The 25,134-nt window shown below is 33.8% G+C and carries 25 protein-coding genes; 15 read left to right on the top strand and 10 right to left on the bottom strand.

The features are described from left to right. Positions 1 to 14: 14 nt before the first annotated feature. On the top strand, positions 15 to 788 hold the full coding sequence (gene kdsB / locus QI155_RS04665; protein ID WP_143600665.1) for a 3-deoxy-manno-octulosonate cytidylyltransferase: 774 nt from the start codon (positions 15 to 17) through the stop codon (positions 786 to 788). Continuing rightward, a complete protein-coding gene (locus tag QI155_RS04670) occupies positions 767 to 2,419 on the top strand; it encodes a CTP synthase (protein ID WP_281321220.1) in 1,653 nt (550 codons plus the stop codon). Before kdsB ends, QI155_RS04670 begins: the two co-directional genes overlap by 22 nt. A 50-nt stretch (positions 2,420 to 2,469) precedes the next feature. Here the strand turns inward: QI155_RS04670 and dsrP are convergent, their stop codons facing one another. The 9 genes from dsrP to QI155_RS04715 all read right to left on the bottom strand — a co-directional run bounded on the left by dsrP (position 2,470) and on the right by QI155_RS04715 (position 10,878). Then, positions 2,470 to 3,660, bottom strand: coding sequence for a sulfate reduction electron transfer complex DsrMKJOP subunit DsrP (gene dsrP / locus QI155_RS04675; RefSeq protein WP_068859544.1), 1,191 nt, complete (start codon positions 3,658 to 3,660; stop codon positions 2,470 to 2,472). Between the two features lie 13 nt (positions 3,661 to 3,673). Further along, on the bottom strand, positions 3,674 to 4,444 hold the full coding sequence (dsrO, locus tag QI155_RS04680) for a sulfate reduction electron transfer complex DsrMKJOP subunit DsrO (RefSeq protein WP_068859542.1): 771 nt from the start codon (positions 4,442 to 4,444) through the stop codon (positions 3,674 to 3,676). Beyond that, positions 4,441 to 4,842: a sulfate reduction electron transfer complex DsrMKJOP subunit DsrJ gene (gene dsrJ / locus QI155_RS04685; protein WP_068859540.1), complete on the bottom strand. Its 402-nt coding sequence runs from the start codon at positions 4,840 to 4,842 to the stop codon at positions 4,441 to 4,443. Before dsrJ ends, dsrO begins: the two co-directional genes overlap by 4 nt. A 1-nt stretch (position 4,843) precedes the next feature. Then, positions 4,844 to 6,460, bottom strand: a complete 1,617-nt coding sequence (gene dsrK, locus QI155_RS04690; protein WP_068859538.1) for a sulfate reduction electron transfer complex DsrMKJOP subunit DsrK — start codon at positions 6,458 to 6,460, stop codon at positions 4,844 to 4,846. Between the two features lie 4 nt (positions 6,461 to 6,464). Then, positions 6,465 to 7,454 carry a sulfate reduction electron transfer complex DsrMKJOP subunit DsrM gene (gene dsrM / locus QI155_RS04695; protein WP_281321221.1) on the bottom strand — a complete coding sequence of 330 codons (990 nt, stop codon included), beginning with the start codon at positions 7,452 to 7,454 and terminating at the stop codon, positions 6,465 to 6,467. Between the two features lie 16 nt (positions 7,455 to 7,470). Further along, positions 7,471 to 7,998, bottom strand: a complete 528-nt coding sequence (locus tag QI155_RS04700; protein WP_068859537.1) for an RsbRD N-terminal domain-containing protein — start codon at positions 7,996 to 7,998, stop codon at positions 7,471 to 7,473. Between the two features lie 84 nt (positions 7,999 to 8,082). Continuing rightward, positions 8,083 to 8,418, bottom strand: coding sequence for a TusE/DsrC/DsvC family sulfur relay protein (locus QI155_RS04705; protein ID WP_068859534.1), 336 nt, complete (start codon positions 8,416 to 8,418; stop codon positions 8,083 to 8,085). A 119-nt stretch (positions 8,419 to 8,537) separates the two neighbouring features. Then, positions 8,538 to 9,512, bottom strand: a complete 975-nt coding sequence (locus QI155_RS04710; protein ID WP_068859532.1) for a DVU0298 family protein — start codon at positions 9,510 to 9,512, stop codon at positions 8,538 to 8,540. Beyond that, entirely contained in the window at positions 9,505 to 10,878 is a 1,374-nt protein-coding gene (locus QI155_RS04715; protein ID WP_068859530.1) for a cobyrinate a,c-diamide synthase, read from the bottom strand. Before QI155_RS04715 ends, QI155_RS04710 begins: the two co-directional genes overlap by 8 nt. 38 nt (positions 10,879 to 10,916) lie before the next feature. On the opposite strand from QI155_RS04715, the gene QI155_RS04720 reads away from it, so the two are divergent. From QI155_RS04720 to QI155_RS04770, 11 genes are all read left to right on the top strand, one after another. Continuing rightward, positions 10,917 to 11,777 carry a glycine--tRNA ligase subunit alpha gene (locus tag QI155_RS04720; protein ID WP_068859527.1) on the top strand — a complete coding sequence of 287 codons (861 nt, stop codon included), beginning with the start codon at positions 10,917 to 10,919 and terminating at the stop codon, positions 11,775 to 11,777. Next, positions 11,761 to 13,794, top strand: coding sequence for a glycine--tRNA ligase subunit beta (glyS, locus tag QI155_RS04725; RefSeq protein ID WP_281321222.1), 2,034 nt, complete (start codon positions 11,761 to 11,763; stop codon positions 13,792 to 13,794). The genes QI155_RS04720 and glyS overlap by 17 nt, the downstream gene beginning before the upstream one ends. Positions 13,795 to 13,871: 77 nt before the next feature. Beyond that, on the top strand, positions 13,872 to 14,426 hold the full coding sequence (gene pal, locus QI155_RS04730; protein ID WP_068859525.1) for a peptidoglycan-associated lipoprotein Pal: 555 nt from the start codon (positions 13,872 to 13,874) through the stop codon (positions 14,424 to 14,426). Then, positions 14,423 to 15,268: a tol-pal system protein YbgF gene (gene ybgF, locus QI155_RS04735; RefSeq protein ID WP_068859523.1), complete on the top strand. Its 846-nt coding sequence runs from the start codon at positions 14,423 to 14,425 to the stop codon at positions 15,266 to 15,268. The genes pal and ybgF overlap by 4 nt, the downstream gene beginning before the upstream one ends. Beyond that, positions 15,265 to 16,233, top strand: a complete 969-nt coding sequence (gene moaA / locus QI155_RS04740; protein WP_068859521.1) for a GTP 3',8-cyclase MoaA — start codon at positions 15,265 to 15,267, stop codon at positions 16,231 to 16,233. Before ybgF ends, moaA begins: the two co-directional genes overlap by 4 nt. A gap of 41 nt (positions 16,234 to 16,274) precedes the next feature. After that, on the top strand, positions 16,275 to 18,041 hold the full coding sequence (locus QI155_RS04745) for an ABC transporter ATP-binding protein (protein ID WP_083200051.1): 1,767 nt from the start codon (positions 16,275 to 16,277) through the stop codon (positions 18,039 to 18,041). 18 nt (positions 18,042 to 18,059) lie between these two features. Next, a complete protein-coding gene (locus tag QI155_RS04750; RefSeq protein WP_068859519.1) occupies positions 18,060 to 19,277 on the top strand; it encodes an O-antigen ligase family protein in 1,218 nt (405 codons plus the stop codon). Next, entirely contained in the window at positions 19,278 to 20,060 is a 783-nt protein-coding gene (locus QI155_RS04755) for a glycosyltransferase family 2 protein (RefSeq protein WP_068859517.1), read from the top strand. Further along, positions 20,047 to 20,826 (top strand): class I SAM-dependent methyltransferase, encoded by a 780-nt coding sequence (locus QI155_RS04760; protein WP_068859515.1) that lies wholly within the window; start codon positions 20,047 to 20,049, stop codon positions 20,824 to 20,826. The genes QI155_RS04755 and QI155_RS04760 overlap by 14 nt, the downstream gene beginning before the upstream one ends. Beyond that, positions 20,823 to 21,728: a class I SAM-dependent methyltransferase gene (locus QI155_RS04765; RefSeq protein ID WP_068859513.1), complete on the top strand. Its 906-nt coding sequence runs from the start codon at positions 20,823 to 20,825 to the stop codon at positions 21,726 to 21,728. Before QI155_RS04760 ends, QI155_RS04765 begins: the two co-directional genes overlap by 4 nt. 4 nt (positions 21,729 to 21,732) lie before the next feature. After that, complete coding sequence (locus tag QI155_RS04770) at positions 21,733 to 22,791, top strand: glycosyltransferase family 9 protein (RefSeq protein WP_281321223.1); 1,059 nt, start codon at positions 21,733 to 21,735, stop codon at positions 22,789 to 22,791. On the opposite strand, the gene QI155_RS04775 is transcribed toward QI155_RS04770, so the two are convergent. Next, positions 22,788 to 23,579: a glycosyltransferase family 2 protein gene (locus QI155_RS04775; RefSeq protein ID WP_068859507.1), complete on the bottom strand. Its 792-nt coding sequence runs from the start codon at positions 23,577 to 23,579 to the stop codon at positions 22,788 to 22,790. The genes QI155_RS04770 and QI155_RS04775 overlap by 4 nt on opposite strands. Positions 23,580 to 23,712: 133 nt before the next feature. Here QI155_RS04775 and QI155_RS04780 point away from each other — a divergent pair, with 133 nt between their 5' ends. Both QI155_RS04780 and QI155_RS04785 read left to right on the top strand, forming a co-directional pair. Continuing rightward, complete coding sequence (locus QI155_RS04780; RefSeq protein ID WP_068859505.1) at positions 23,713 to 24,015, top strand: DUF2325 domain-containing protein; 303 nt, start codon at positions 23,713 to 23,715, stop codon at positions 24,013 to 24,015. Further along, positions 24,015 to 25,130: a carbohydrate porin gene (locus tag QI155_RS04785; RefSeq protein ID WP_068859503.1), complete on the top strand. Its 1,116-nt coding sequence runs from the start codon at positions 24,015 to 24,017 to the stop codon at positions 25,128 to 25,130. Before QI155_RS04780 ends, QI155_RS04785 begins: the two co-directional genes overlap by 1 nt. Positions 25,131 to 25,134: the final 4 nt, after the last annotated feature.

Consider the following 25,134-nt stretch of genomic DNA (forward strand, 5'->3'; position numbering starts at 1 on the left):
TAAAAATTAAATTTATGGTTATAATTATTATTCCAGCAAGATTTGCCTCTACCAGATTTCCAGGTAAACCCCTTGCTCTCTTAAAAAATAAACCAATTATTCAGCATGTATATGAAAAAGCAAAATCTTCTAAATTAATTGACGATGTCTTTGTTGCAACTGATGATGAAAGAATATTTAACTGTGTTGAAATTTTTGGTGGGAAAGCTATAATGACATCAAAAAGCCATCCATCAGGGACTGATAGAATTGCTGAGGCAGTTAATCTACTAATAAAATATGGATATAATTTAAAAAAAGAATCAATCATAATAAATCTTCAAGGAGATGAACCGCTGATTAAAACTGAAATGATAGATCAGCTAATAAACCTTATGAGAGAATATTCTTATTCAAACCAATTTATTGGAACCCTTGCAAAAAAAATCAATGATGAAAGGGACTTTCAAAATCCAAATATTGTAAAAGTTGTTTTTGATAAAAATGGATATGCTCTTTATTTTTCTCGGTCTCCCATACCCTTTGACAGAGAAAAATATCTTAAGGGTTTCAATTTTGACAGTTATATGTACAAACATATTGGAATTTATGGTTATACAGTTGAAATTCTTGAAAATTTTGTAAAACTTCCTCAATCTAGACTTGAAAAAATTGAAGCTTTAGAGCAGTTAAGAGCTCTTGAAAATGGGATTAAAATTAAAATCATAATAACAGAATATGATTCCTTTGGAATAGACACTCCTGAAGATTTGGAGGTAGTGGAAAAATGCCTAAATACATCTTTATAACAGGTGGAGTAGTATCTGCTCTGGGCAAAGGTATAGCAGCTGCAGCTATCGGAGCCTTACTTGAATCTAAGGGATGGAAAGTTACAATTCAAAAGCTTGATCCATACATAAATGTTGACCCTGGAACCCTTAGTCCCTTTGAGCATGGAGAAGTTTATGTAACCGATGATGGATGCGAAACAGATTTAGATCTTGGACATTATGAAAGATTTACCAATTTAACAACTTCCCACGTTAATAACTATACCTCAGGGAAAATATATTTTCATGTTATATCTAAGGAAAGAAAAGGAGATTACCTTGGACATACTGTTCAGGTTGTACCCCATGTAACTGATGAGATTAAAGAGGCAGTAAAAAGTGCTGCAGGAGAAAATTTCTATGATGTTATTATTGTAGAGGTTGGTGGGACCGTTGGAGATATAGAAGGACTTCCTTTTCTTGAGGCAATTAGACAATTCAGATATGATGTTGGAAGAGAAAATGTTTTATATATTCATTTAACATTAGTTCCTTATGTAAAAAGTGCTGGTGAACTTAAAACAAAGCCAACCCAGCACAGTGTAAATAATTTAAGAGCAATTGGAATTCAGCCAGATATACTTCTTTGTAGAGCAGACAGACCAATTCCTTATAATCTTAAGAAAAAAATTGCTCTTCACTGTAACCTTGATTTTGATGCTGTTATCTCAGCTCACGATGTTGAGACTGTTTATGAAGTTCCTTTGAATTTTAAAAACGAAGGACTTGACTTACTTATAGAAAAGAAACTTGGCTTACCTCATAGATTGTGTGACTTAACCCCTTGGGAAGATGTGATTAACAAAATTAAAAATCCTAAAAATGAAGTTAATATAGCAGTTGTTGGAAAATATGTAGGGCTTAGAGATTCCTATAAAAGCCTTACAGAAGCCTTAATTCATGGAGGAATAGCTAATAATGCAAAAGTTAATATTTTATGGGTAAACTCAGAGGACATAGAAAGAGATGGAGCTAAAATTCATTTAACAGATGCTCATGGCATACTAATTCCTGGAGGATTTGGAAGTCGTGGCATTGAAGGTAAAATTGAAGCAATAAAGTATGCAAGAGAAAACAAAATTCCATTTTTTGGAATATGCCTTGGAATGCAATGTGCGGTGATAGAATTAAGTAGAAATTTAGCTGGTCTTAATGCTCATTCAACTGAATTTGATCCTGATACAGATCATCCTGTGATTTATCTTATGGAAAGATGGTTTAATCCAAGGACAGGGCAATATGAGATTCGTTCAGTTGATTCGCAAAAGGGTGGAACAATGAGATTAGGAGCTTATCCTTGCGTTATTAAAAAAGGCACAAAAGCCTATGAAGCTTATAAAACAAAAGAAATTTCTGAAAGACATAGACATAGATATGAATTTAATAATAAATATATTCCTATCTTAGAAGAAAAGGGAGTTGTTTTCAGCGGAACTTCACCAGATGGTCAGCTTATTGAAATAATTGAATTTAAGGAGCATCCCTGGTTTTTAGGATGTCAGTTTCATCCTGAGTTTAAGTCAAAACCTTTTAAACCACATCCATTATTCAGAGAATTTATAAGAGCATCATTAAGAGAAAAACCGTCTCTTTTTGTATCCCTTGAATAAAAAAGGCGGGATAAATCCCGCCTTTTTTATAACTTATTAATAATTCAAATTTAATCAACAACCTGTTTTTGTCCGTATTTATCAAATACAGCTTTTTCTTTAACTGTAATAGCTATTTTATAAAGAACGGTTATCACTAAAGCTCCAACAGACCAGACTCCTGCTGCTACAAGAAATTCATTTAAAGCAATCCATGCTTCAGTAACCCTATCAAAAGAATTTGGAATAAAGCCACTTACTACAAAGGCAAATCCTTTATCCATCCATATTGAGAAAAATATGCATATTGCACCTATTAATTTTGTCACATTCCATTTCCTTAATGGTGGGAACATAAATATTAAAAGTCCGGTAAAGGCAAGCAAAGTAGATATTGCCATCCAAGGGACGAGTCTATCATGCCCTTCAAGTCCCCAATAAAGATATATTAATGATTTCATATGGTCTGGTATCTGGCTGTAGAAAGCTGTGAAGAACTCAAGTCCTATAAAGAATAAATGGATTATTAAAGCATAAGTCGCTATTTCAGCAAGCTTATTAATTGCCTGTTGTCCTGGGTCAAATTTTGAAACTTTTCTAATAATCATGCTGATAATAATAAGTAATGAAGGTCCTGCTGCAAAGGCGGTTGCAAGAAAGTGAGCTGCTTGAAGAGCTGTCATCCAGTGAGGTTTTCCAGGTAAACCAGCATACAGGAAGGCTGTTACTGTATGAATTGAGGGTGCCCACAAAATTGCCCAATATATAAATGGTTTAATCCATTTTGGAGGAGGAGCATCCTTTTTTTCAGCATGAAGTATTGTCCAACCACACAGTAAATTTAAAAATAAATAAGTCATAAGAACAAACATATCCCAAAAAATGATTGAATGGGGGGTTGGATGAAGTATAACATTCCAAACACGTGAAGGTTGACCCATGATAACAAAAACTGAAAGCATAGCAATTAAAACACATCCAACAGCAAGAAACTCACCAATTACTGTTATTCTTCCAAAGGCTTTATAATTATGAAAATAGTATGGCAAAACAACAAGTACAGCAGAAGCAGCAACACCAACAAAGAAAGTTAATTGACCAACATGAAATCCCCATGATACATCTCTGCTTAGTCCTGTTGTAAAAGCTGCACCAATATGGTGTTCTCTAAGCCAACATATAAATCCAATAAGTATCATTGTTATTAGAAAAGATATCCAAATCCAGTATCTTGGTTTACCTTTTAACGCTAAATCAAGCATTTCTTACCTCCCCTTAAATTATGTAGAAAACCATTGGTTGTGTGCCAAGTTCAACTTTTCTGCGAATGACAATATTTTCAGAGAGAACTTTTCTTATCTCAGAGTTTGGGTCATAGAGGTCGCCAAATATAATTTTTCCTTCAGAAGCCTCAACACAGTATGGAAGCTGTCCTTTGTCAATTCTTTGATTACAGAATGTACATTTTTCAACAACTCCGAGTGTTCGTGTTGGATATTCAGGATTAAATTCTTTTATATAGTCCCTTGGTGGAAGGAAGTTGTAACTTCTTGCACCATAGGGACATCCTGCCATGCAGAATTTACACCCAATACAGCGATGCATATCTTGCATTGTTATGCCATCGGGTCTTTTAAATGTTGCTTTAACAGGACATACTCTTACACAAGGAGGATTTTCGCAATGATTACATAGAAGTAGAAATTTTCTATGTTTTATCTCGTCAGAAATATATTCTTCAGCAGTATGAGTAAATGAATGCTTATAGTCATCTGTCCAAATCCATTTTACTTCATGAAGGGGATTGGCAATTTCAGGTACATTATGGGCTTTGTGACATGCTTTTATAACTTTTTCAAAATCTAACTCTGTTTTAAACTTTCTTGTGTCAATTACCATTGCCCATCTTTTTCCTTTGAGAGCATTGATGTCTTTTAGTACTTTTTGACCTGGCTCTTTTTCCAGAGCATTAATTGTAAAAGCACCACCTAAACCAAGTAGTGATGAAAAGGCAGCTATTTTTAGAAAATCTCTTCTTGTTATCATTTTACTCCCCCCACTTTAGGCTCAATATGGCAATCCCAGCAATAAGGTTTTACATTAACATAGTTGTGGCATTCATCACAGAATTTTTCTTTATTTGAGTGGCACTTCATGCAAGTGTTTTGTAGACTAACATCGTATTGTTTCCCATCACTGGCTACATATACTCTTTTACCTTCTCTGGTTGCATAATCCTTCCATGAATATAAAATCTTTATATGCATCTCACGCATGTACTGTTTTGGCTCTATACACTGCTTTTTCTCCATTTTTTGTATCTCGGGAGTATCAATACTTGGTTTTGGTTGTACATATGGCTTTCCAATACTCATTGTAAAAGGCAGAGTCACTATTATTACAAAAACAATTAATCCAAGAATTATTTTCCATCCATCATACATTTTATTGTTCCTCCTTTCCTGGTAGTGGCTCCATCCTTAAATTCATTGTTCTTTCTTTTTCTCCCTTCATTATCATGGCATTGGCAACAAGTTCTGTAACTCCTGTGACTCTCACTCCAGGTACCCAGTAATCCATCAAAGGTGGTAAGGTTGCTCTATCAATTGCACATATATTGGCAAGCATATTAACTCCAAATTTTTCACGAACATATCTTACTGCATTTGCTCTTGGAAATCCTCCTCTCATTCTTAATTCCATAATTTCACCTGCATTTAATCCTGAACCACCTCCACAGCAGAATGTTTGTTCGCGGATTGTTTCATCAGGCATATCATAGAAGTGGTTACAAACATTTTTTATAATATATCTTGGTTCTTCAAAAAGTCCCATACCCCTTGAAGTATTACAGGAGTCATGGAATGTAACAATGAGATTATCATTTCTTGATTTGTCAAATTTAAGAACTCCGTGTCTAATGAGGTCAGCAGTGAATTCACTTATGTGGACAATTTTATTTGATTTAGCATTTTCAAACTTTGTTCCTGTTATTGGTGATACAGGTTCTTCAAGAAAATCAACAGGACCATACCATGTATTGTGATACTGATGCCAGACTCTCCACATATGTCCACATTCACCGCCAAGTATCCATTTAACCTTAAGTCTTTTTGCTTCTTCATAGATTTTTGTATGAAGTCTCTTTGCCATTTCAAGAGAGGTAAAGAAACCGAAGTTTCCACCCTCTGAGGCAAAGGTGCTCCATGTGTAATCAAGTCCTATCTCGTGGAATAACATCATGTATCCCATTGCATTATAAATTCCAGGATCTGCAAAGAGGTCTCCTGAGGGTGTTACAAAGAGGATTTCTGCACCTTTTCTATTGATAGGTGGTTCAATCTTTATTCCTGTTATCTCTTCAATATCATTACACATAAATTCAAGGGTTGATTTCATTGTGTGGGGTTCTATTCCAAGATGGTTTCCAGTTCTATAACAGTTGGCAACAGGTCCAGATATCCAGTCAGTATTTAGTCCAAGTAGATTCATAAGTTCTCTTCCAATTATTGTTATTTCTGCTGTATCAATTCCATAAGGACAGAACAAAGAACAACGTCTACATTCTGTACATTGATAAAAGTAATACCAGAGTTCTTTTAAAACATCAAGGTCAAGGTCTCTTGCTCCACCATTTCTTCCAAAGAGTTTTCCACCAACGGTAAAATATTTTCTGTAAACAGACCTTAGCAGTTCAGCTCTCAGGACTGGCATATTTTTTGGATCACCGGTTCCTATGAAGAAGTGACATTTATCAGCACAGGCGCCACATCTGACGCATATATCCATAAATACATGGAATGTCCTGAATCTTTCAAGTCTCTGCTTGATACCTTCAATTACTATTTTTTTCCAGTCTTCTGGAAGTTTCCAATCAGGATCTGTTGGTGACCAGTCTCGGGCATTTGGAAATTCAACATACTCAAGATTTTTTCCTTTAGCTCCATAACAGTAAAAACCAGGTTTAAATTCTACTGGTAAAGTATCCATCCACTTTTTGGATGGCATCTTTTTTAAATTAACTTTAGAAATTAATTCTTCAGGTTTTGGTAATCCAGCCATGGTCTCACTCCTTTTCTACTGGTATTCCAGCTTTTTTCATTTTTTCTCTAAATTCATTTTCATACTCTTCATAATGACGATGTTTAACTGGATAATCCCAAGGATTTACATGCCTTTTCATCCTGTTGTTGTTTGCCAGATTTCTTGTTGGGCTTAAAAATACTCCACCCATATGCATGAGTTTGCTAAAAGGAAAGTAAGCAAAAAGAACACTTACAAGGAAAAGATGAATATAAAAAAGACTTCCTAAACCCTTTGGCACAATTGGATTAAGATAGACTAAACCCAGTGTAAGTTCTTTTATGCTTGTAATGTCAACTTTAGCAAAGTATCTCATTAGTATACCTGTTGCAACTATTCCAAGTATTAGAAAGAGAGGAAAGTAATCAGAAGGCAATGATATATATTTTACCTGAGGATTGAATATTCTTCTTCCAAGGAGATATAAAAGAGCTGCTGCAATTATTATATCTGTCATATAGAGCATAGGAAGTCCTATCTGCCAGAAAGAATCAATAGAATCAATTAAAGATATACACCAAGGAGTTTCTCCAACAAAAAAGCGTAAGTGTCTAACAAGAATTATTAAAAAGCAGTAATGAAAAGCTAATGCTCCAATCCATAGCCATTTGTTTGAACCCACATAGAGTCTTCCATTTAATATATCTGCTTTTGTATTTCTGAAAAGAGATCTAAAAAAGGCAATTTCAAAAAACATTCTAAGCGCAACACCCCATCCAGTTGATGGATTGTCAATTTTGCTGTATTTAATCCATGGAAGTGAAAACTGTTGTCCTGCAGTTGTAGGTATTCTAAATGGCACTGGCGATTTACCCCATTTTACTACTCTTTGAATAAATCCTATTACAAAGATTACGAAGGCAGCATAGGGAAATATTACAGCAAAAAGAATATCTAAGCCTAAAACATCTGTACCTATGTAGGCAAAAAGGATTAAACCTAATACTATTATAAAAGCTAATCCTATACCCATCTCACCCTACCTCACTTTAAAATTTTTTATTAGTTTCTACTGTTTTATCACTAATTTCTGATACAATGTTGTACTTTTTGAGAATCCACCAAGTTCTGTCAATCAGTTCTTTCGATTTAAGGTCATAAATTTTCTCTCTGTACTTCATGAAAATATCAAATGCTACAAGGGCAAGAGAATCTACTCTTGAAAGAAAATCCAATATCTGAGAAGACTCGAAATCCTTTTCAAGTTCATCTTGGAGAGCTTTTTTAATAAGAAAGATAAAGCCTACAGCCTGAGATGGAGTAAAATCCTGTACAGCTCTTATCCTGATTATTTCTTCAAGAGGTAAAATAAAATTTTCAATGGGTTCATTAGAAATTATTTTATCAATAATTTGCTCAATAGCATGATAGATGGTATACCCAACAGGATTTGTAAATTGTGTGCTTTTTTCTCTTAAAAATGTTTGACTTTCTTCAGGATAAGTAGCAATGGTTAACTCAAAAGACTTATTAATAATACTCTGTCTTTTTTTTGAAAGGAGGTCATTAATAGGCATCTCCCTCTCCTATTAAAATTAGTTTTTTAATCCCCCCTTTCCATAAATAAAAAGGGGCAGATGACTGCCCCTCTATGGAATGAATTATACGCATCCTGTTGGTTTTGGAAGCCCAGCATATCTACAGGCTTGTTTTGCTGGTCCATCTGGGAAAAGTCCGTAAAGATATTTTGTGTTTCCTTTGTCTGGTCCAAACATTTTAGCCATTTCTTTTACAAGAATTTTAATCATGGGAGCAATCTGATATTTTTGATAGTAGTCTCTTAAAAAGTTAATTACTTCCCAGTGTTGCTCCGTAAGAGTGATTCCATCCTGTTGAGCCATATACTCTGCAAGCTCGGGAGTCCAATCATCGAGGTTCTGAATGTAACCATCCTCGTCAATCTCGATTTGTTTTCCCTTAAATTCAATAAAAGCCATTTTACCTACCTCCTTTTAGTTTTTGCTGTTATTTTAACTTCTTTAATAAAATAACTTCAAGGGTAACTCAACTTTAAAGTATGCTTTATTGGAAAGTCAAATAAATTTAGTTTATAATTTTATAAAAATTTTTCAGCTTCAGATGTTTTTATTTTTATTATATTCCCTCCGTCATAAATTGATAATACAGCATTTTTTAATTCTTCCGGAGCCTGTAAGTTGACTTTTAATTTATTTGTCAAGATAAATGATAGAGCCCTTATTGTTTCGTTTTTGTCAGTTAAGAGTTTTTTTAGTTCTTCTTCATCGATTTTTATGTACTCTGAGAGATTAATTTTTTTAGAAAGCTTTATAATACTTCTAAGAACACTCTCAAGAAAGCTTTCCTCCTCCCTTTGTGACCATAAAATAGGAATAATGTCTTCAAATAATGAAGGCTCAGCATATATTATTTCGCCAATTAACTCTGCTGACCTCCATCCAATGCCCCCTGATTCATCTGTCATTGACCACAAAAGTTTTCTTATTGTATTTCTCAATGTTTCTACATCTTGTATTTCTATGTATGCCTTTGCAACATATCCCATTGCATCAATTGCTTTCCATGAGAGAGGGTCTTCTTTATCATAGGAAAGAGAAATTAGCCAACTCAGAATGTTTTTATTTTGTAAAGATTCTTTCTGAATTGTTTCAAAATCATCTTTTTGCAAAAGAGAAATAAAATCTTTTTTATTTATTTTTGTCTTCTCTTTCATAGGGATATTTAATCCTGCTGTTAGGGCTTTAATAAAAAAAAGTCTTCCACTGTAAAGCCAGTTTTTGATGTAAACATATTTGTGGTTTTTGTAATCATAATCTCTTTCTCTAATTTCAAAGTTAACTCCCAACTCAACATTTTCTATTCCTTCTGGTGAGACAAGAAAAAAGGCATTTACTAAGGCTTCTCCCTGATTATGTCCTGTTGGTTCACATACATATATAGCACCACATTCGCATTCACCATAAATTATTTCTCCAAAATCTGTAATTTTTTCCTCTGGAGGTGCTATAACTCTACTACAAAAAAGACATGTTGGCACTTCTTTTTTAGGCATTTTTATTCTCCCTATAAATTTTTGCTTTTTTTAAAATACCTTCAATCCATTGAGGACATCCGAGAGCATGAACATGTACATAGGTTCCAAGAGTATTTTTATAAAATACACCATCCATTTCACCAATTATTCCTTCCCCTCTTTTAATTTTAAAGCTCATCTTCGGCAATTCATCATAATCTATAACTTTGGAGTAGTGAAATTCGTGTCCTCTTATTTCCGTTTCAGGGTTATAAAAGGGATTTCCTTGTTCCACCTTTGCAATTACATATCCGTGTGCTTGAGGTTTTTTAAACATCTTGAGAGTTAAAGGAAAAATTCCTGTCATAGGGAAACTACCTTTTTCTGTAATTAAGGTCTTACAAATATACATTAATCCGCCACATTCTGCATATATTGGAAGTCCTGTCTCTGATTTTTTCTTTATATCATCCATAAGAGAGGAATTCCTAACAAGATATTTAACATTGGTTTCTGGAAAACCTCCACCAATGTAAAGAGCATCAACATCGGGTAATGCTTTGTCTTCTAATGAATTAATCAAAACCAAAGAAGCACCGGTTCTTTTTAGTTCTTCAAGATTTTCTTCATAATAAAATTGAAAAACCCTGTCTCTTATAACGCCAATCCTTAAACCCTTTCCATCTAAAGTATCTGAATTATCATAAGAATTAAAGCTTATGGGTTCAACATTTTTAGCGATTTTAATAATTTTATCTGCATCAATACAGTTGGAGGCTCTATCTATAAACTGTCTGGCTTCTTCTGTTTCATCATGTTCCTGATAAGGTAAAAGTCCCATATGTCTTTCTGGCATTTTAATATCTTTAAAACGCGGAATTGAGCCAACAATTTCGACATTACAGTATCTTTCTATGGACTCCTTAATAATTTTTTCATGTCTTGCATTGGCAACTTGATTAAGAATAACTCCTTTAATTGGAACTTCTTTGTCAAAATTAATAAAACCCTGAATAATTGCGGCAACAGAGCGGGTTGTTTTTGTGCAGTCAACTACTAAAATTACAGGGCATTTAATTAGTTTTGCTAACTCTGCTGAGGATACAGACCCTTCCGCATCTAATCCATCATAAAGTCCTCTATTCCCCTCTATTACAGAAATGTCTCCAATTGATCTTTCAAGAAAAGATTTAACTATTTTTTCTGGTGGAATCATAAATGTGTCAAGGTTATAACAGGGATTTTTTGAGAATAAAGAAAGCCAGCCACTGTCTATGTAGTCAGGACCTTTTTTAAAGGCAATTACATTTAATCCTTTTTTTACAAGAAGTGAAATTACTGAAAGGGTAACAGTTGTTTTCCCTGCGCCTCCACGGACACCTGCTATAAGGACTCTTGGATACATTTGACAGAAGCCTCTACGCTAAAGTATCATGAAAATCTATGTATTTTCAAGATATAATTTTTACACTTAATAAATACTGGGCAGAAAAAGGTTGTGTTGTGCTTCAGCCCTATGACCTTGAAGTAGGTGCAGGAACCTTTCATACTGCCACATTTTTTAAAGTGTTAGGTCCAGAATCCTGGAATACAGGATATGTTCAGCCCTGTCGTAGACCAACAGATGGAAGATATGGAGAAAATCCAAATAGACTTGGGCAGTATTATCAATATCAAGTTATTTTGAAGCCTTCACCAGAGGCTTCACAGGAACTTTACCTTGAAAGTCTTAAAGCTCTCGGGATAGATCTTTCAGCCCATGATATAAGATTTGTTGAAGATGACTGGGAATCTCCTACTTTAGGTGCATGGGGTCTTGGTTGGGAGGTATGGCTTGATGGAATGGAGATAACTCAGTTTACTTATTTTCAACAAGTTGGAGGAATTGATTTAAAACCGGTTTCTGTTGAGATAACATACGGAATTGAAAGAATAGCAATGTACCTACAAGAAGTCGATAATGTTTTTGAGATTAAGTGGAATGAATATTTTACTTATGGAGATATTCATCGTCAAGGTGAAGTAGAGTTTTCATATTTTAATTTTGATTGCTCTGATCCAACACTTATTAAAAGACATTTTGATGATTTTGAGCAGGAATCAAAAAGAATGATTGAAAAGAATCTTATCATACCAGCCTATGAATTCTGCCTTAAATGCTCCCATATGTTTAATCTTCTTGATGCAAGAGGAGTTCTTTCAGTTGCAGAAAGAACGAATTATATTGCAAGAGTAAGGGCTCTTGCAAGGTCCTGCGCAGAGGCTTATCTCAGAAAGAGGTATGGAGATGAATTTGCTTTTTGAAATAGGTGTTGAAGAGATTCCAGCAAGATTTATTCCTCTGGCACTTAATCAATTAAAGGAAAACTCCCAAAAAATTTTTTCTGAATTTAGGATAGAGATTGAGGAATTAAAAACTTATGCAACTCCAAGAAGGCTTGCACTTAAAGCAAAAGTTTCAGAAGAACAAGCCGAAGACCAAAAGCTCATATGGGGACCACCTGCTTATGTAGCCTTTGACGAAGAGGGAAATCCAAAAGAGTCTGCCTATGCTTTTTCAAAGGCACAGGGTGTAGATATTTCTCAACTTGAAATTAAGCCAAAGGGAAAGGGAAATTATGTCTGTGCTGTAGTTAGAGAAAAAGGTAAAAAAACAGAAGAGGTTTTACCAGATCTTTTAAAAGAGCTTTTCTTTTCAATTAGTTTTCCAAAAATGATGCGTTGGGGGATGGGAAATATAAAGTTTGTAAGGCCTGTAAGATGGATTTTAGCTTTTTATAAAGATAAATTAATTTCCTTTGAAATAGATGGAATAAAAACAGTTGGAGTAACCTACGGACATAGATTTCTTTTTGAAAAGCCTATTTATATTTCTATAGAAGATTATGAAAAGACTCTTGAATCCGCTTTTGTTATTGTTGACCATAATAAAAGAAAAAATAAAATAGTCACTCAAGCCACAGAGCTTGCAGAGCAAGTAGATGGAAAGGTTTTATTAGATGAAGAACTTCTTAACGAAGTGAACTTTCTGGTTGAATTTCCAAATTCTGTTTTATGTAGTTTTCCTGAAGAGTATCTCAGGCTTCCAGAGGAATTGCTCATTACTGTAATGAAAGACCATCAAAGATATTTTGCTGTTACTGATTTTGAAGGAAAATTAAAAAATTACTTTATAGTAGTAAGTAATACTAAATCTGAAAATGATGAAAATGTAAGAAAGGGAGCTCAAAAAGTTATAAAAGCAAGATTTGAAGATGCAAAATTTTACTATGAGGAAGACCTTAAAAAAGGATTGGACAGCCTACTTAATGCAACAAAGGGAATTATTTATCATGAAAAACTCGGAAGTCTATATGATAAAAGCTTAAGAATTTTAAAAATAGCTGAAGAATTTGCTCAGAAGATTTTACCAGAAAAAGTTGATTTAGTAAGAATCGCATCTAAATACTGTAAGGCAGACCTTGCAAGCGGAGTGGTAGGAGAATTTCCTGAACTTCAGGGAATAATGGGAGGATATTATGCTAAAAAGGCTCAACTACCTCAAGAAGTGGCATTAGCAATAAGGGAGCATTACCTGCCCAAAGGTTTTACAGATAATTTACCATCAAATGAAGTTGGTTGCCTTTTAAGTTTAGCAGACAAACTTGACCACATTGTCTCCTTTTTTTATCTTGGAGAAATTCCAACAGGAACCGAGGATCCCTTTGGTTTGAGAAGGTCTGCTAACGGAATTTTAGCTTTACTTTTAAAGAAAAAATATCCTTTAAGCATTAAAGATTGTGTTGATAAAGTAAAAGAGCTTGCCGATGAAATAATAAAGGAACAGATTTCAAGTTTTATTGGACAGAGACTTGAGAGTTATTTTGAGGGAACAGGTTATGATGTAAATTTAATAAGAACAGTTGGTGATTTTATCTTAAATCATCCTGTTTATGAAATTGAAGAAAGGCTTCAGGCAGTAAAAATATTTAAGAATAAAGAAGATTTTGAGTCCTTCTTTCTTGCAGTAAAAAGAGTTTTCAATATTATTAAAAATTACGAAAAATTTGAATTAAAACCCTCTCTTTTAGTTACAAAGGAGGAAAAAAATCTTTACAAGGAAATAATTGAAAAAAAAGAAAAACTTAATGAATATTTAATAAAGGCTAAGTTTCTTGATGCTTTAAATTATATTCAGTCTCTCACGCCAGTGATAAATAATTTTTTTGATAAAGTGCTTGTTATGGATAGGGATGAAAATATCAAAAGAAATAGGCTTGCCCTTTTACAGGAATTGGTTCAGTTACTTAAATCTGTTGCTGACCTTTCAAAGCTTTATTAATTGTTGTATTATGTAATATTATATAATTATGAAAAAGAGCATACAAGCCTACCAAAAAACTCTCTAAGGAGGCAAAAATGAGCTTTAAAAATATCTTTTTAATTATCTTTTGTCTTCTCTTTGTCTTTGCCTGTGCTGAAAGAAAGATTTATATACCCAATGGAAAAGTAGAGGGAGAAGTTCCAAAAAAAGAGGAAAAGATAGAAGGAAAAACAGATATTGATAAAACAAAGTTAGAAGAAGAGGCATTAAGTTCTAAACAAATTTCGGAACTTATAAAAAAACTACAGGAAGAGATTAGGGACATATATTTTGATTTTGACAGATATGATATAAGACAGGAAGACATTCCAACATTAAAAAAAATTGCCTCAGTTTTACAAAAATATCCCAAACTAAAGGTTATAATTGAAGGTCATTGTGATGAAAGAGGAACAAATGAATACAACTTTGCTCTTGGGCAAAAAAGAGCAAATTCAGCAAAACAGTATTTAATAACTCTCGGAGTATCATCATCCAAAATGGAAATAATAAGTTATGGTGAAGAAAAACCTTTATGCACTGAACAAAATGAGGGATGCTGGCAAAAAAATAGAAGAGCACACTTTGTGTTCATAGAGGAGGAAAAATGAGAAAAATAAAAATAGCATTTACAGGTATTGTAGCCTCCATTATTTTAACTGGCTGTGTTACAACTGGCGAATTTGAACAAATCAAGGCTGATATTGCCAGGCTTTATGTGGAAAATACTCAATTAAGGCAGGAAGTCTCTGAGCTTAAAGGCAGGGTTGATAAAATGTCTTCAGATTTAAGCACAGCAGTAGCTTTAAAGGAAGGACAACTTACCTTAATTGCACAAACTCAGGATTACGTAAAAGAACTTCAAATTCTTAAAGGGAGATTTGATGAAAACTCCTTCCAGAATGAAAAGAGATTTAAGGAGATTAATGATAAAATAGCAGAATTACAAACAAAGTTAACTCAACCTCTTCATCCAGTAGAAAAACAAGAGCCTGCAAAACTCGCACAGGAACCTTTAAAGGATCCTAAGGCAATTTATGATTCAGCCCATATTGATTTAAAGAATAAAAATTTTGCCTCTGCAAGGGAAAAATTTCATGAAATTTTAAAGAATTATCCAGATTTTGAACTTCTTCCAAATTCTTACTTTTGGATAGGTGAAACCTATTATAATGAAAAAAAATTTGAGGATGCCATTCTTGCCTATGAAGAATTCTTAAAAAAATATCCAAAGCATGAGAAAGCACCAGGTGCGCTTCTTAAAGAAGGAATGGCTTTTATGGAATTAAAAGATAGAAAAACAGCAAAGGTTGTATTTGAAAGAGTTATTGAAAGATATCCTAAATCTAAGGAAGCTGAAATCGCTCAACAGAAAATAGCAGAGATATTAAAAAGTCAGAATACGGGAAAGAAAACCTCCCCAAAAAAATCAACGCCTAAAAGTTCACGATGAAGGACAAATACAACAGAACTATTGATTATTTAAGAATTTCTGTCATTGATAGATGTAACTTACGTTGTATTTACTGTATGCCTGAGGAAGGTATCAAAAACTTGCTTCCCCATAATGAGATACTAAGTTATGAAGAAATATTACAAGTAATAAAAATTGCAACAACAATTGGTGTATCAAAGATAAGAATAACAGGCGGAGAACCTCTTTTAAGAAAGAACATAATAAGTTTTATTGAAAGAGTTGCCAAAATAGAGGGTATAAAAGACATAGGGATTACAACTAATGGAGTTCTTCTCAGACAATTTGCTTCTAAGCTTTATGATGCAGGTTTAAAAAGGGTAAATGTTAGCCTTGATTCTTTAGATGAAGAAAAATTTAAAACAATAACAAGATTAGGGACATTGAAAGATGTTCTTGAAGGAATTGAAGAAGCTTACAGGGTAGGACTTAATCCATTAAAAATAAATATGGTTGTTATGAAAGGAATAAATGATGACGAAATAGAAAGATTTGCTCGTTGGAGTATTGAGGTTCCCTATCAGATAAGATTCATAGAGTTTATGCCTCTTGGAGGCAATCACTGGAAAAAAGAGCTTTTTATATCTGCAGAGGAGATAAAAAAAAGAATAGAGAAAACTTTTGGGAAGCTAATTCCAGTTCAGATTAAAAAGTCAGGACCTGCTGAATATTTTATTCTTGAAGGAGCAAAAGGTTTGATTGGATTTATAAGTCCTCTTACAACTCATATATGTACAAGGTGTAATAGATTAAGGCTTACAGCAGAAGGAAAACTAAGACCCTGTCTTTTTTCAGACAGAGAAATTGATTTAAAGCGTCTTTTAAGAAACGGTGCTTCCCAAGATACAATAAAAGAAGTGCTTATAAAAACCATTCAACTAAAACCCCAGGGAATGTCAGATGAGACAAAGCCACTAAGGCCTATGTCAACAATAGGAGGCTGATTTTTTGAAGATTCTATTATCTAATTATTATTGGAAAAAATATGGAAATAGAAAAACAGTTTAAATTGAAATTTAAGAAATCATGGCTCGATGATTTTGCAGTTTTTTGGAGACTTATAAAGGAGCATAGATTAAGATTAATTTTGGCACTTCTTTGTAGTTTAGCCATATCAGGTATAAATGGAGCAATAGCCTGGGCAGTAAAACCTGCAATGGATGAAATTTTTGTAAAAAAATCTATAGAATTTTTATATCTCATTCCCATAGGAGTGCTTGCTTTGTTTAGCTTAAGAGGGATTTTTATGTTCTGTAACAACTATCTAATGAGTTCAATTGGTGCTAAAATTGTGAGAACTATTAGAGATCAAATTTATGATAAAATTCTTAAGCTTCCTCTTTCTTTCTTTTGTAAAGACAGCTCAGGTAATATTATTTCAAGGGTTTTGAATGATGTGGAGTTATTAAAAAATACAGTTTCCTATACGATAAAGGATTTTTTTGTTGAAGGGCTCACAGTAATAGTTTTAGCAGGAGTAGCCTTTTATCGTAGATGGGATCTTGCTTTGTTGTCTTTTGTTGTGATACCAATAATGATATTTACTATAGCAAAGTTAGGGAAAAAACTCAAGGAAATAGGTATGAAGACAAGATTCAGAATTGCAAAAGTAACTACGCTTCTTCATGAAACTCTTCATGGATTAAAGATTATTAAGGCATATACAATGGAAAAGGATATGATTCAAAGACATAAAGGAGTACTTCAGGATTATTATAGAAATATAATGAGAGAAGTAAGAACAGAAGAGTTTACTCGTTTACTTACAGAGACTATAGCAGGAGTTGGCGTTGCAATGATCGTTTTTTATGGCGGATATTTAGTAGTGACTGAAAAAATATCTTCTGGAGATTTTTTTTCCTTTATTACAGCAGTAATGTTAATGTATACTCCTTTACGAAGATTAAGCAAAGTAAATGCCTCTTTTCAGTTAGGTAGAAATGTCATAGAGAGATTAAGGGATATAATATTTGTTGATGAAGAAGTTAAAGGAGGTTTAGAAAAAAATATTCAAGGTAGTATTGTATTTAAAAATGTTTCTTTTAAATATCCACTTTCAAAGGATTATGCTTTAAAAGACATTAATCTTGAAATAAAGCCTGGCGAGACTGTAGCAATCGTAGGACCTTCGGGTGCAGGCAAAAGTACAATAGCTGACCTTATTGCAGGATTTTGGTATCCCACAGAAGGAGATATATTGATTGATGGCGTAAGCATTAGAGAAATTTCTCTTCAAAGTTTACGTTCACAGATTGCCCTTGTAACTCAGGAAATTATTTTATTTAATGACTCTGTAATGAATAATATCAAGTTTGGAAATATATCATCTACGGATGAGGAAGTCGAGCAGGCAGCAAAAATAGCAGATGCCCATGATTTTATAATGAAATTACCTAAAAATTATGATTCAGTGGTGGGAGAAAAAGGTGTTTTACTTTCAGGAGGACAGAAACAGAGAATAACAATAGCAAGAGCAATTTTAAGGGATCCTAAAATTTTGATATTTGATGAAGCAACCGCTTCATTAGATACTGAATCAGAAGAAAAAATTCAGAAAGCTCTTGAAAGAATTAGAAAGGGAAGAACAACTATAGTTATTGCCCACAGGCTATCTACAATTAAAAGGGCCGATAAAATAATTGTTATGGATAAAGGAAGAATTATCGAACAGGGGACCCATGAAGAACTTCTTGCCCTTCAGGGATTATATAGTGAACTTTGGCATAGTCAGTTTGGTGTTAATTATTTATAAAAATTTATGAGAGGTAATATGTTGAACAATATAATGACAGTTATTCGAAGCTTCCTTAGTTTCGAAGATAAGAGTTCAAGTATTCTCTTTCTAAGTTTATGTTGTCTTTTATTTTTTATCCCGCTATCGACATCTATATCTGTAATAGTGGGTTTTTTTGTTATAGCTATATGGATAATTTCAGGAATTGCTATCAGAAATATAATAGATGTTCTTAAACAGAGATGGATGATTCCTGTTTTTGTTTTTATATTTTTACCATGGGTGGGACTTATTTGGACATCCGATATAATAAAGGGATTAGACTTTGCAACAAAAAGTTATTACTGGCTATATACTTTTGTTGTTGCATCAATATTTATGACAAAGGAGAATTTAAAAATATTAATTAATGCGTTTTTAACCGGTTTAGCAGTTCTTTCAATTTTATCATTGTTACATTTTTTAGATATTATACCCAAATTACTTTGGATACCGACAGTATTTAATAAAAAATCGATAACCTCATCCCTTTTGCTCGTTTTTGGCATGTTGCTTTTATCATTTTATTTTAAAGAAGCCACAGGGAAGAAAGAAAAAATATTTATACTCTCTATGTTTTTTTTATTTTTTATTGCCCTGCTCATTGGAACTGGCAGGGCTGGATATTTAGCATTTGTATTGCTTTGCCCCATTATGATCTATAATTTTTTTGGTAAAAATTTCGTAAAAATAATTTTTGTCAATTTAATTATGATTCTCCTGTTATTTTTGTCTCCTATTGTTCAGAATAGAGTCTATCAAGCATACAATGATATTGTTCAATATCAAGAGAGGAATCCAAATACATCTGTAGGACTGAGACTTCACATGTGGCAGGGTGCTTTTAAAATATTTTTGGAAAATCCGATTATAGGTGTGGGCACAGGAGGTTATCAATTAGCAATGAAAAAATATGAAAATCCAAGCCTTGCCCCTGAATTTCACAATATAGATGACCCCCACAATAGCTATTTATATATGTCAGTCAGCTTTGGAATATTAGGTTTATTTTCACTATTTTGGCTTTTTGGAATTCTACTGAAGAATGGTTTTAGAAATCGAGAGAATATCGGTGGATTTGCTGTTTTAGCCTATACACTCGTATTGATAATCGGAAGCCTGACCAGCACTCAGATATTATCCCTTGCAACAGGATTTTTATTGGCTATTTTGTCTGGATTTCAAAAACATCTGAAAATCGAAGCGGAGAGATAGATGGCAGCAAAAAGAAATCCTCTTTCAGTGGCAATAATAACTTTGAATGAAGAAAAGAATCTACCTGATTGTCTAGCAAGTGTTTCTTTTGCAGATGAGATTGTCATTGTTGACTCTGGAAGTCGGGACAGGACATTAAATATAGCGAGAGATTTCGGCTGTCGAATTTTTGTTGAGAATTGGAAGGGATATGGACATCAAAAAAACAGCGCCGTTGAGAAGTGTACTTATGATTGGGTTTTACTAATTGATGCCGATGAGAGAATTCCACCTGAGACAAGAGAGAGAATCGTGGATGTTTTGAAATCACCAACTGCTGATGCTTTCATTTTTCAGAGAAAAAATTTTTTCTACGGCAAGTGGATAAGACATGGCGGATGGTGGCCCGATTATGTGTTGAGACTCTTTAGAAAAGACAGAGCAAAAATTAGCAATCGCAATGTACATGAGTCAGTAGAGGTCAATGGTGTTATTGAAAAATTAAATGTCCCCATTATTCACAATCCCATAGAAAATGTGGAGGAAATTATAAGCAAGATAAACTTTTATTCATCTCTTGGCGCTAAGGATTTGCAAAGAGCTGGATGTTCTCCTTCTATTTCAAAGGCAGTAGCCCATTCTTTGGCTATATTTCTAAAGACCTATCTTGTAAAGCAAGGTTTCAGGGACGGAAAAGAAGGGCTAATAATTGCCTTTTCGTCGGCTGTAAATACATTTTATAAATATATCAAGCTGTGGGAGTTAGTCTATTATGCTAAAAGAGGTGCAGATGAACCTGAATAGCAAGATAAAGACAAGATCATTGCCAATTACTCACGAGAAGGTGCTCGACATACTCACTAAGTACAAACCATGGAATGGAAAGATACTGGATTTGGGCTGTGGCGAGGGTTATTTTTCATCTCTTGTTGCAAAAAAAATAATCGAAAGCGGTGGACAAGGTTCTCTCAAAGATAGACTTTTCGCCTGTGACTATGACTATGAAGAATTTAAATATGAAAGGATAAAGGCTGACTTCTGCGATTGTAACGAAAAATTACCCTATCAAGACAATACCTTTGATGCTGTCTTCTCCATAGAGGTTATTGAACATCTTGAGAATATTTTTAATTTTGTAAATGAAATCTACAGAATACTTAAACCTGGGGGAGTGGCTGTAATTACAACTCCGAATATCTTAAACATAAACAGTAGAATCCGATTTTTTATCTTAGGTTTTCATCTGCTATATAATCCCCTTCCCATTTCTTCTAAAGATGCAAAAGGATTAGGAGGACACATCAATCCTGTATCCTGTTATTATCTTGCCTATGCATTTAAAAGAGCTGGTTTCAGAGAAATAAGGTTTCACACAGACAGATTAAAAAACAGTGCAAAGTTTCTACTCTTTTTTTTCTATCTTCCGATAAGGATTCTTGAGAAGTTGATCATGAGAAAAATCAAGAGAGATGATTTAGGGGTGTATATAGAAAACCAGGAAATTTTGAGAGAGATAAATTCTTTTCCGATGCTTCTTGGTCGCACATTGATAGTGGAGGCAATCAAATGAAGGGGAAGTTTGGTCCCTTTGAGGGAATTCTGGAGGAGACAACCTGTCCAGTTTGTAGAGAGACGAACGAAGTATCTAAAGTACCAGAGGCAAAATTAATCTTCAGAAGCCATGGAGGAATAGGATATTACAGATGTTCTCAATGTAATTTAATGTATGCATCTCCCCGTTTTACAGAGGAATCAATGCTTAAAATTTATGAACGGGAGGAATTTGCAGATCTCTCAGAATTTAATAATTGGTCCTATGAAAAGTGGAAGGAAAGCAGAAATCGTTCATACAATGTGCAAAAACTGAAGATAATGTTAGTTGAGAGATATCTCTCTCAAGGAGATAGAATTCTTGATGTAGGGTGTGGTACTGGACTTTTCATATTGGAAGCAAACAAAAAGGGATTTCTGTGCGAGGGAGTTGAGCCAAGTCTAATGCTTTCAAATATTTGTAAAAACGTATTAAAAGTTCCTGTAAATCACACACTGTTAGAAAATTTTGTCCCTCCTTACAAATTCAATGGAATCATAATCTGGGATGTACTTGAACATGTATATAATCCAGTCCGCATAATAAAAAAAAGTTTTGAATTGTCTGAATGGGGTGGTTTTTTATTTCTTCAAGTGCCAAATTATCGAGGAATATCGAATCAATACAAAAATCTTCTCTGCCGACTGGGGATCAGAGATAATGAATACAGACACTTCGGTTTTCCCTGGCATGTCTACTCTTTCGATAAAAGGAGTCTCTCCTTTTTGTTAGGTAAAACCGGCTTCAAAGTGATACTCTTCGAGTCGTGGTCGCACTGGTTGAAGGATGGATGGAGAAATCCTCTACTAAAAAAGTTATCAATCTATTTAAGAAAATGGTGTTTATCAGATTACATAGTTTGTGTAGCAAAGAAGGTTTAGTTTCATGAGAGATTTCTTGAAAAGTATTAGGCACATTTTACTTATAAACCTTAAATATCTTGGTGACTCTATATGGATGCTTCCTTTAGTTGAGAATTTAAAGAAAAATCTTCCAGATGTGGAGTTGTCAGTTCTTGTAAACAAGGGAACAGAGGATTTCTTTTACACATGCCCCTATATTAACAATGTCATTCCCTTTCCCCGCAGTGAGATCAAAGGTAAGCGATGGGGTTTCATTAAATTTATTCTATTTGCACTGAAATTAAGAAAACTAAAACCCAATATGGTCATAGACCTCACAGAGACTGACAGAGCAACAATCTTAAGTTACCTCTCAGGAGCAAGATTTAGAATAAGTTACTGTAATGAAAAAAGTTGGAGACAATTGCTTTTGACTCATCGAGTAAATTCCCGAATTCACTCGAAGCACATGGTTGAATACCTCCTTGATACACTAAGATATCTGGACATTAGAATATTTGAAAGCAGAATTAAAATCAACATTCCAAAGGAGGCTTTCCAATCTCTTGAGAGGAAATTTCCGACAATCTTCAATCACAACTCTGACAAAAAAAAAGTTGTTGTACATCCTGGAGCAAGAAATCCCCTACGCCAATGGGGTGCAGAAAATTTTGCACTGCTATGCGATGCTTTATCAGAAAAATGTAGAATTTTTCTTGTAGCTGGTCACTCAGAAAAATCAGTGCTTAATGATATTCTTAGGTATATGAAAACTGAGCCTGAGATTTGCACAAGTGAACTTAATTTATATGAGTTTGCAGCACTATGCGAACTTTCAGATATGTTTATTGGAAATGACAGCGGACCTATTCATGTTGCCTCTGCCAAAACATTCACTGTAGGTATCTTTGGCCCTACTGTGCCTGAGATTGTTTCTCCATGGACAGACAGAAAACTGATATTTGATGGAGGTAAGTCTCTACCGTGTAGACCCTGTAAGCAAGAAAAATGTATTAACTCCGAGTTTAACAAGTGTATAAGGAGTGTAAAGCCTGTAGATGTTATTGAAGAGGTCAGAAAAGTTCTTGATGAATTAGATTAGCCGAGATACTTGTCGATTCCATTTTTACAGAAGTATTCTTGACTTTTTATTGATAAATTAAGAAGTGATATGTTTTTCTCGAGGTTAACTCTCTCATAAGGTGCATGATATAAATGGTAACAGGTTGCCCTAAATTTTATGTCTTTTCTCTTGAGTCCATATCTGTAAAATCTTACCGCTAACTCAGAATCTTCCTTCCCCCATCCCTCAAAGTCCTCATTGAAACCATTGACAGTAATGAAATCCTTTCTAAAAAAGCTCATGTTGCAACTTCTTATACCTTTAAGGCTTTGTGAAATTTTGATTAGGGGCGCAGGTAATCTTATGGCATTAACTACATTGCTTGCTTGACCTTTAAGCTTGTAAAGAATTAGTTTCTTAATGGATATGTCTTGGAAGGTAAAATTCTGGGATACTTCTGGTCCTAAAAGTACCCTGTGCCCCTGAATAAAGTATCCCTCTTCTGCATAACGCAAGTGGTCTTCCACATGTGTATGGCAGGGTATGGAGTCATCATCAGTTATAATCAAATACTCTCCTGATGAATGAGCTATTGCTTTATTTCTTATTTTAGCTGCTCTGAAGCCTTTGTGTTCATGCCATACATGAATTATTTTAACTTTCCCATTTTCCTGTAAGTTTTTGATTATTAAGGCTGTCTCCTTATCAGAACCATCATCGGCTATAACAATCTCATCTGGAATATGAGTTTGATTTAGGTACCCTTCTATCACCCTTTTTAAGTATTTAGGTCGATTGTAGGTCGTAATGATTAGCGAAATTCTCATTACAAAAATATAAAATAAGTTTAATTTTTATTTCAAGATAATATATTTATAATTTACAAATTTAATTATATTATATTGACAAAATTTAGTTAATTATAATATTATTAGATTAACCTAATAATTGGAGGTTGATATGTGTGTAGCATTAATTGGTGGAATGGATAAGCTTAAGAAACATTATGTAGAAGAGGCAAAAAAAGTGGGAGTAGAGTTAAGAGTTTTCACTAAATTAGAAAAGGATACAGCGAAAAAAATTGGTGATGTAGATGCAATAGTGATATTTACAAATAAAGTCTCCCATGAGTTAAAGTTAACAATAAAAAAAGCATATCCCAACAAAAAATGTCCATATCTGATGTGTCATAGTTGCGGAGTGAGTTCCTTAATAAAATGTCTTGAAAATCTAAAAAAGAGCAAACAAAAAGGAGGGATGTAATGAAAGCTGTTAAAAGTTTTGCATTTGCTGTTTTATCTTTGCTTTTTCCTTTTACAGTTTATGCAGCGGACATTATAGAATGGTTATCTATTTCAGGTTCAGCAACTGGAGTTTATCAATGGCTTAACAAAACTCAAGGTGATATTGAAAACAAAGACAGAGGTTCTACAGTTATTGATTTTAATGTATCAATCAAACCGATTGAAAATAGTGAAATTTTTTTAAGGGCAAGTTTTGCAAAGGGAAGTGGTCTTAAAGATATTAATCCTTTTATACTTTCACCAAATGCTGATGATTTATTCAGTGACTTAAAAAACATCAATGGTCATCCAAGGGATCATCTACTTGAACTATGGTATTCTCACAAGTTTCCAATTGAAAAAGAAATCTTTCTTAAATTTACAGCAGGAATAATTGATTCAACAGCTTTTATTGATGACAATATTTATGCAAATGATGAGTTAGGACAGTTTATGAATGAAGCTTTTGTTAACAATCCCCTTGCAAATTTACCAAGTTATGATGCTGGAGTATCAGTAGAGTTTGAGTGGGATAAAATTCATCTTAGATTAGTAGGGATGCGTTCAAAGAATGATTATGAGAGGAGATTCAACTGGATTGGAGCACAAGTAGGATATAAACTTGAAACAACTTTAGGAGAGGGAAATTACAGGCTTTATGCTTATACAACTAACAAGAGATTTAAAAACTGGGATTCAGATGGATACAAGAGTTTAAAAGGAATTGGGGTATCCTTTGACCAGCAACTTATAAAGGATACATTGGGAGCATTCTTCCGTGCAGGATTACAGGATGACTCAGCAGTGATTGATTATAACAGAATGGTTTCCTTTGGATTTAATCTAAACGGAAGCATATGGGGAAGAAAAGATGATGAAATAGGGATTGGCTATGCTTATTTAAAGTCACCACCAAAAAATGAGGAACTTTTAAGAAGTCGGGTATTTGAGTCCTATTTGAAGTTTAAGCTTTTCAGCTACAAAGCAATATCCTCTGACATAACCCTTGATTATCAATACATACAGGATAAAACTCGTGAAGAAGGCACAAAGGCAGGAAATATATATGGAATTAGATTTAGTCTGAATTTTTAATGGA

This window comes from Thermodesulfovibrio sp. 1176 (assembly GCF_029946585.1).
Classification (GTDB): Bacteria; Nitrospirota; Thermodesulfovibrionia; order Thermodesulfovibrionales; family Thermodesulfovibrionaceae; genus Thermodesulfovibrio.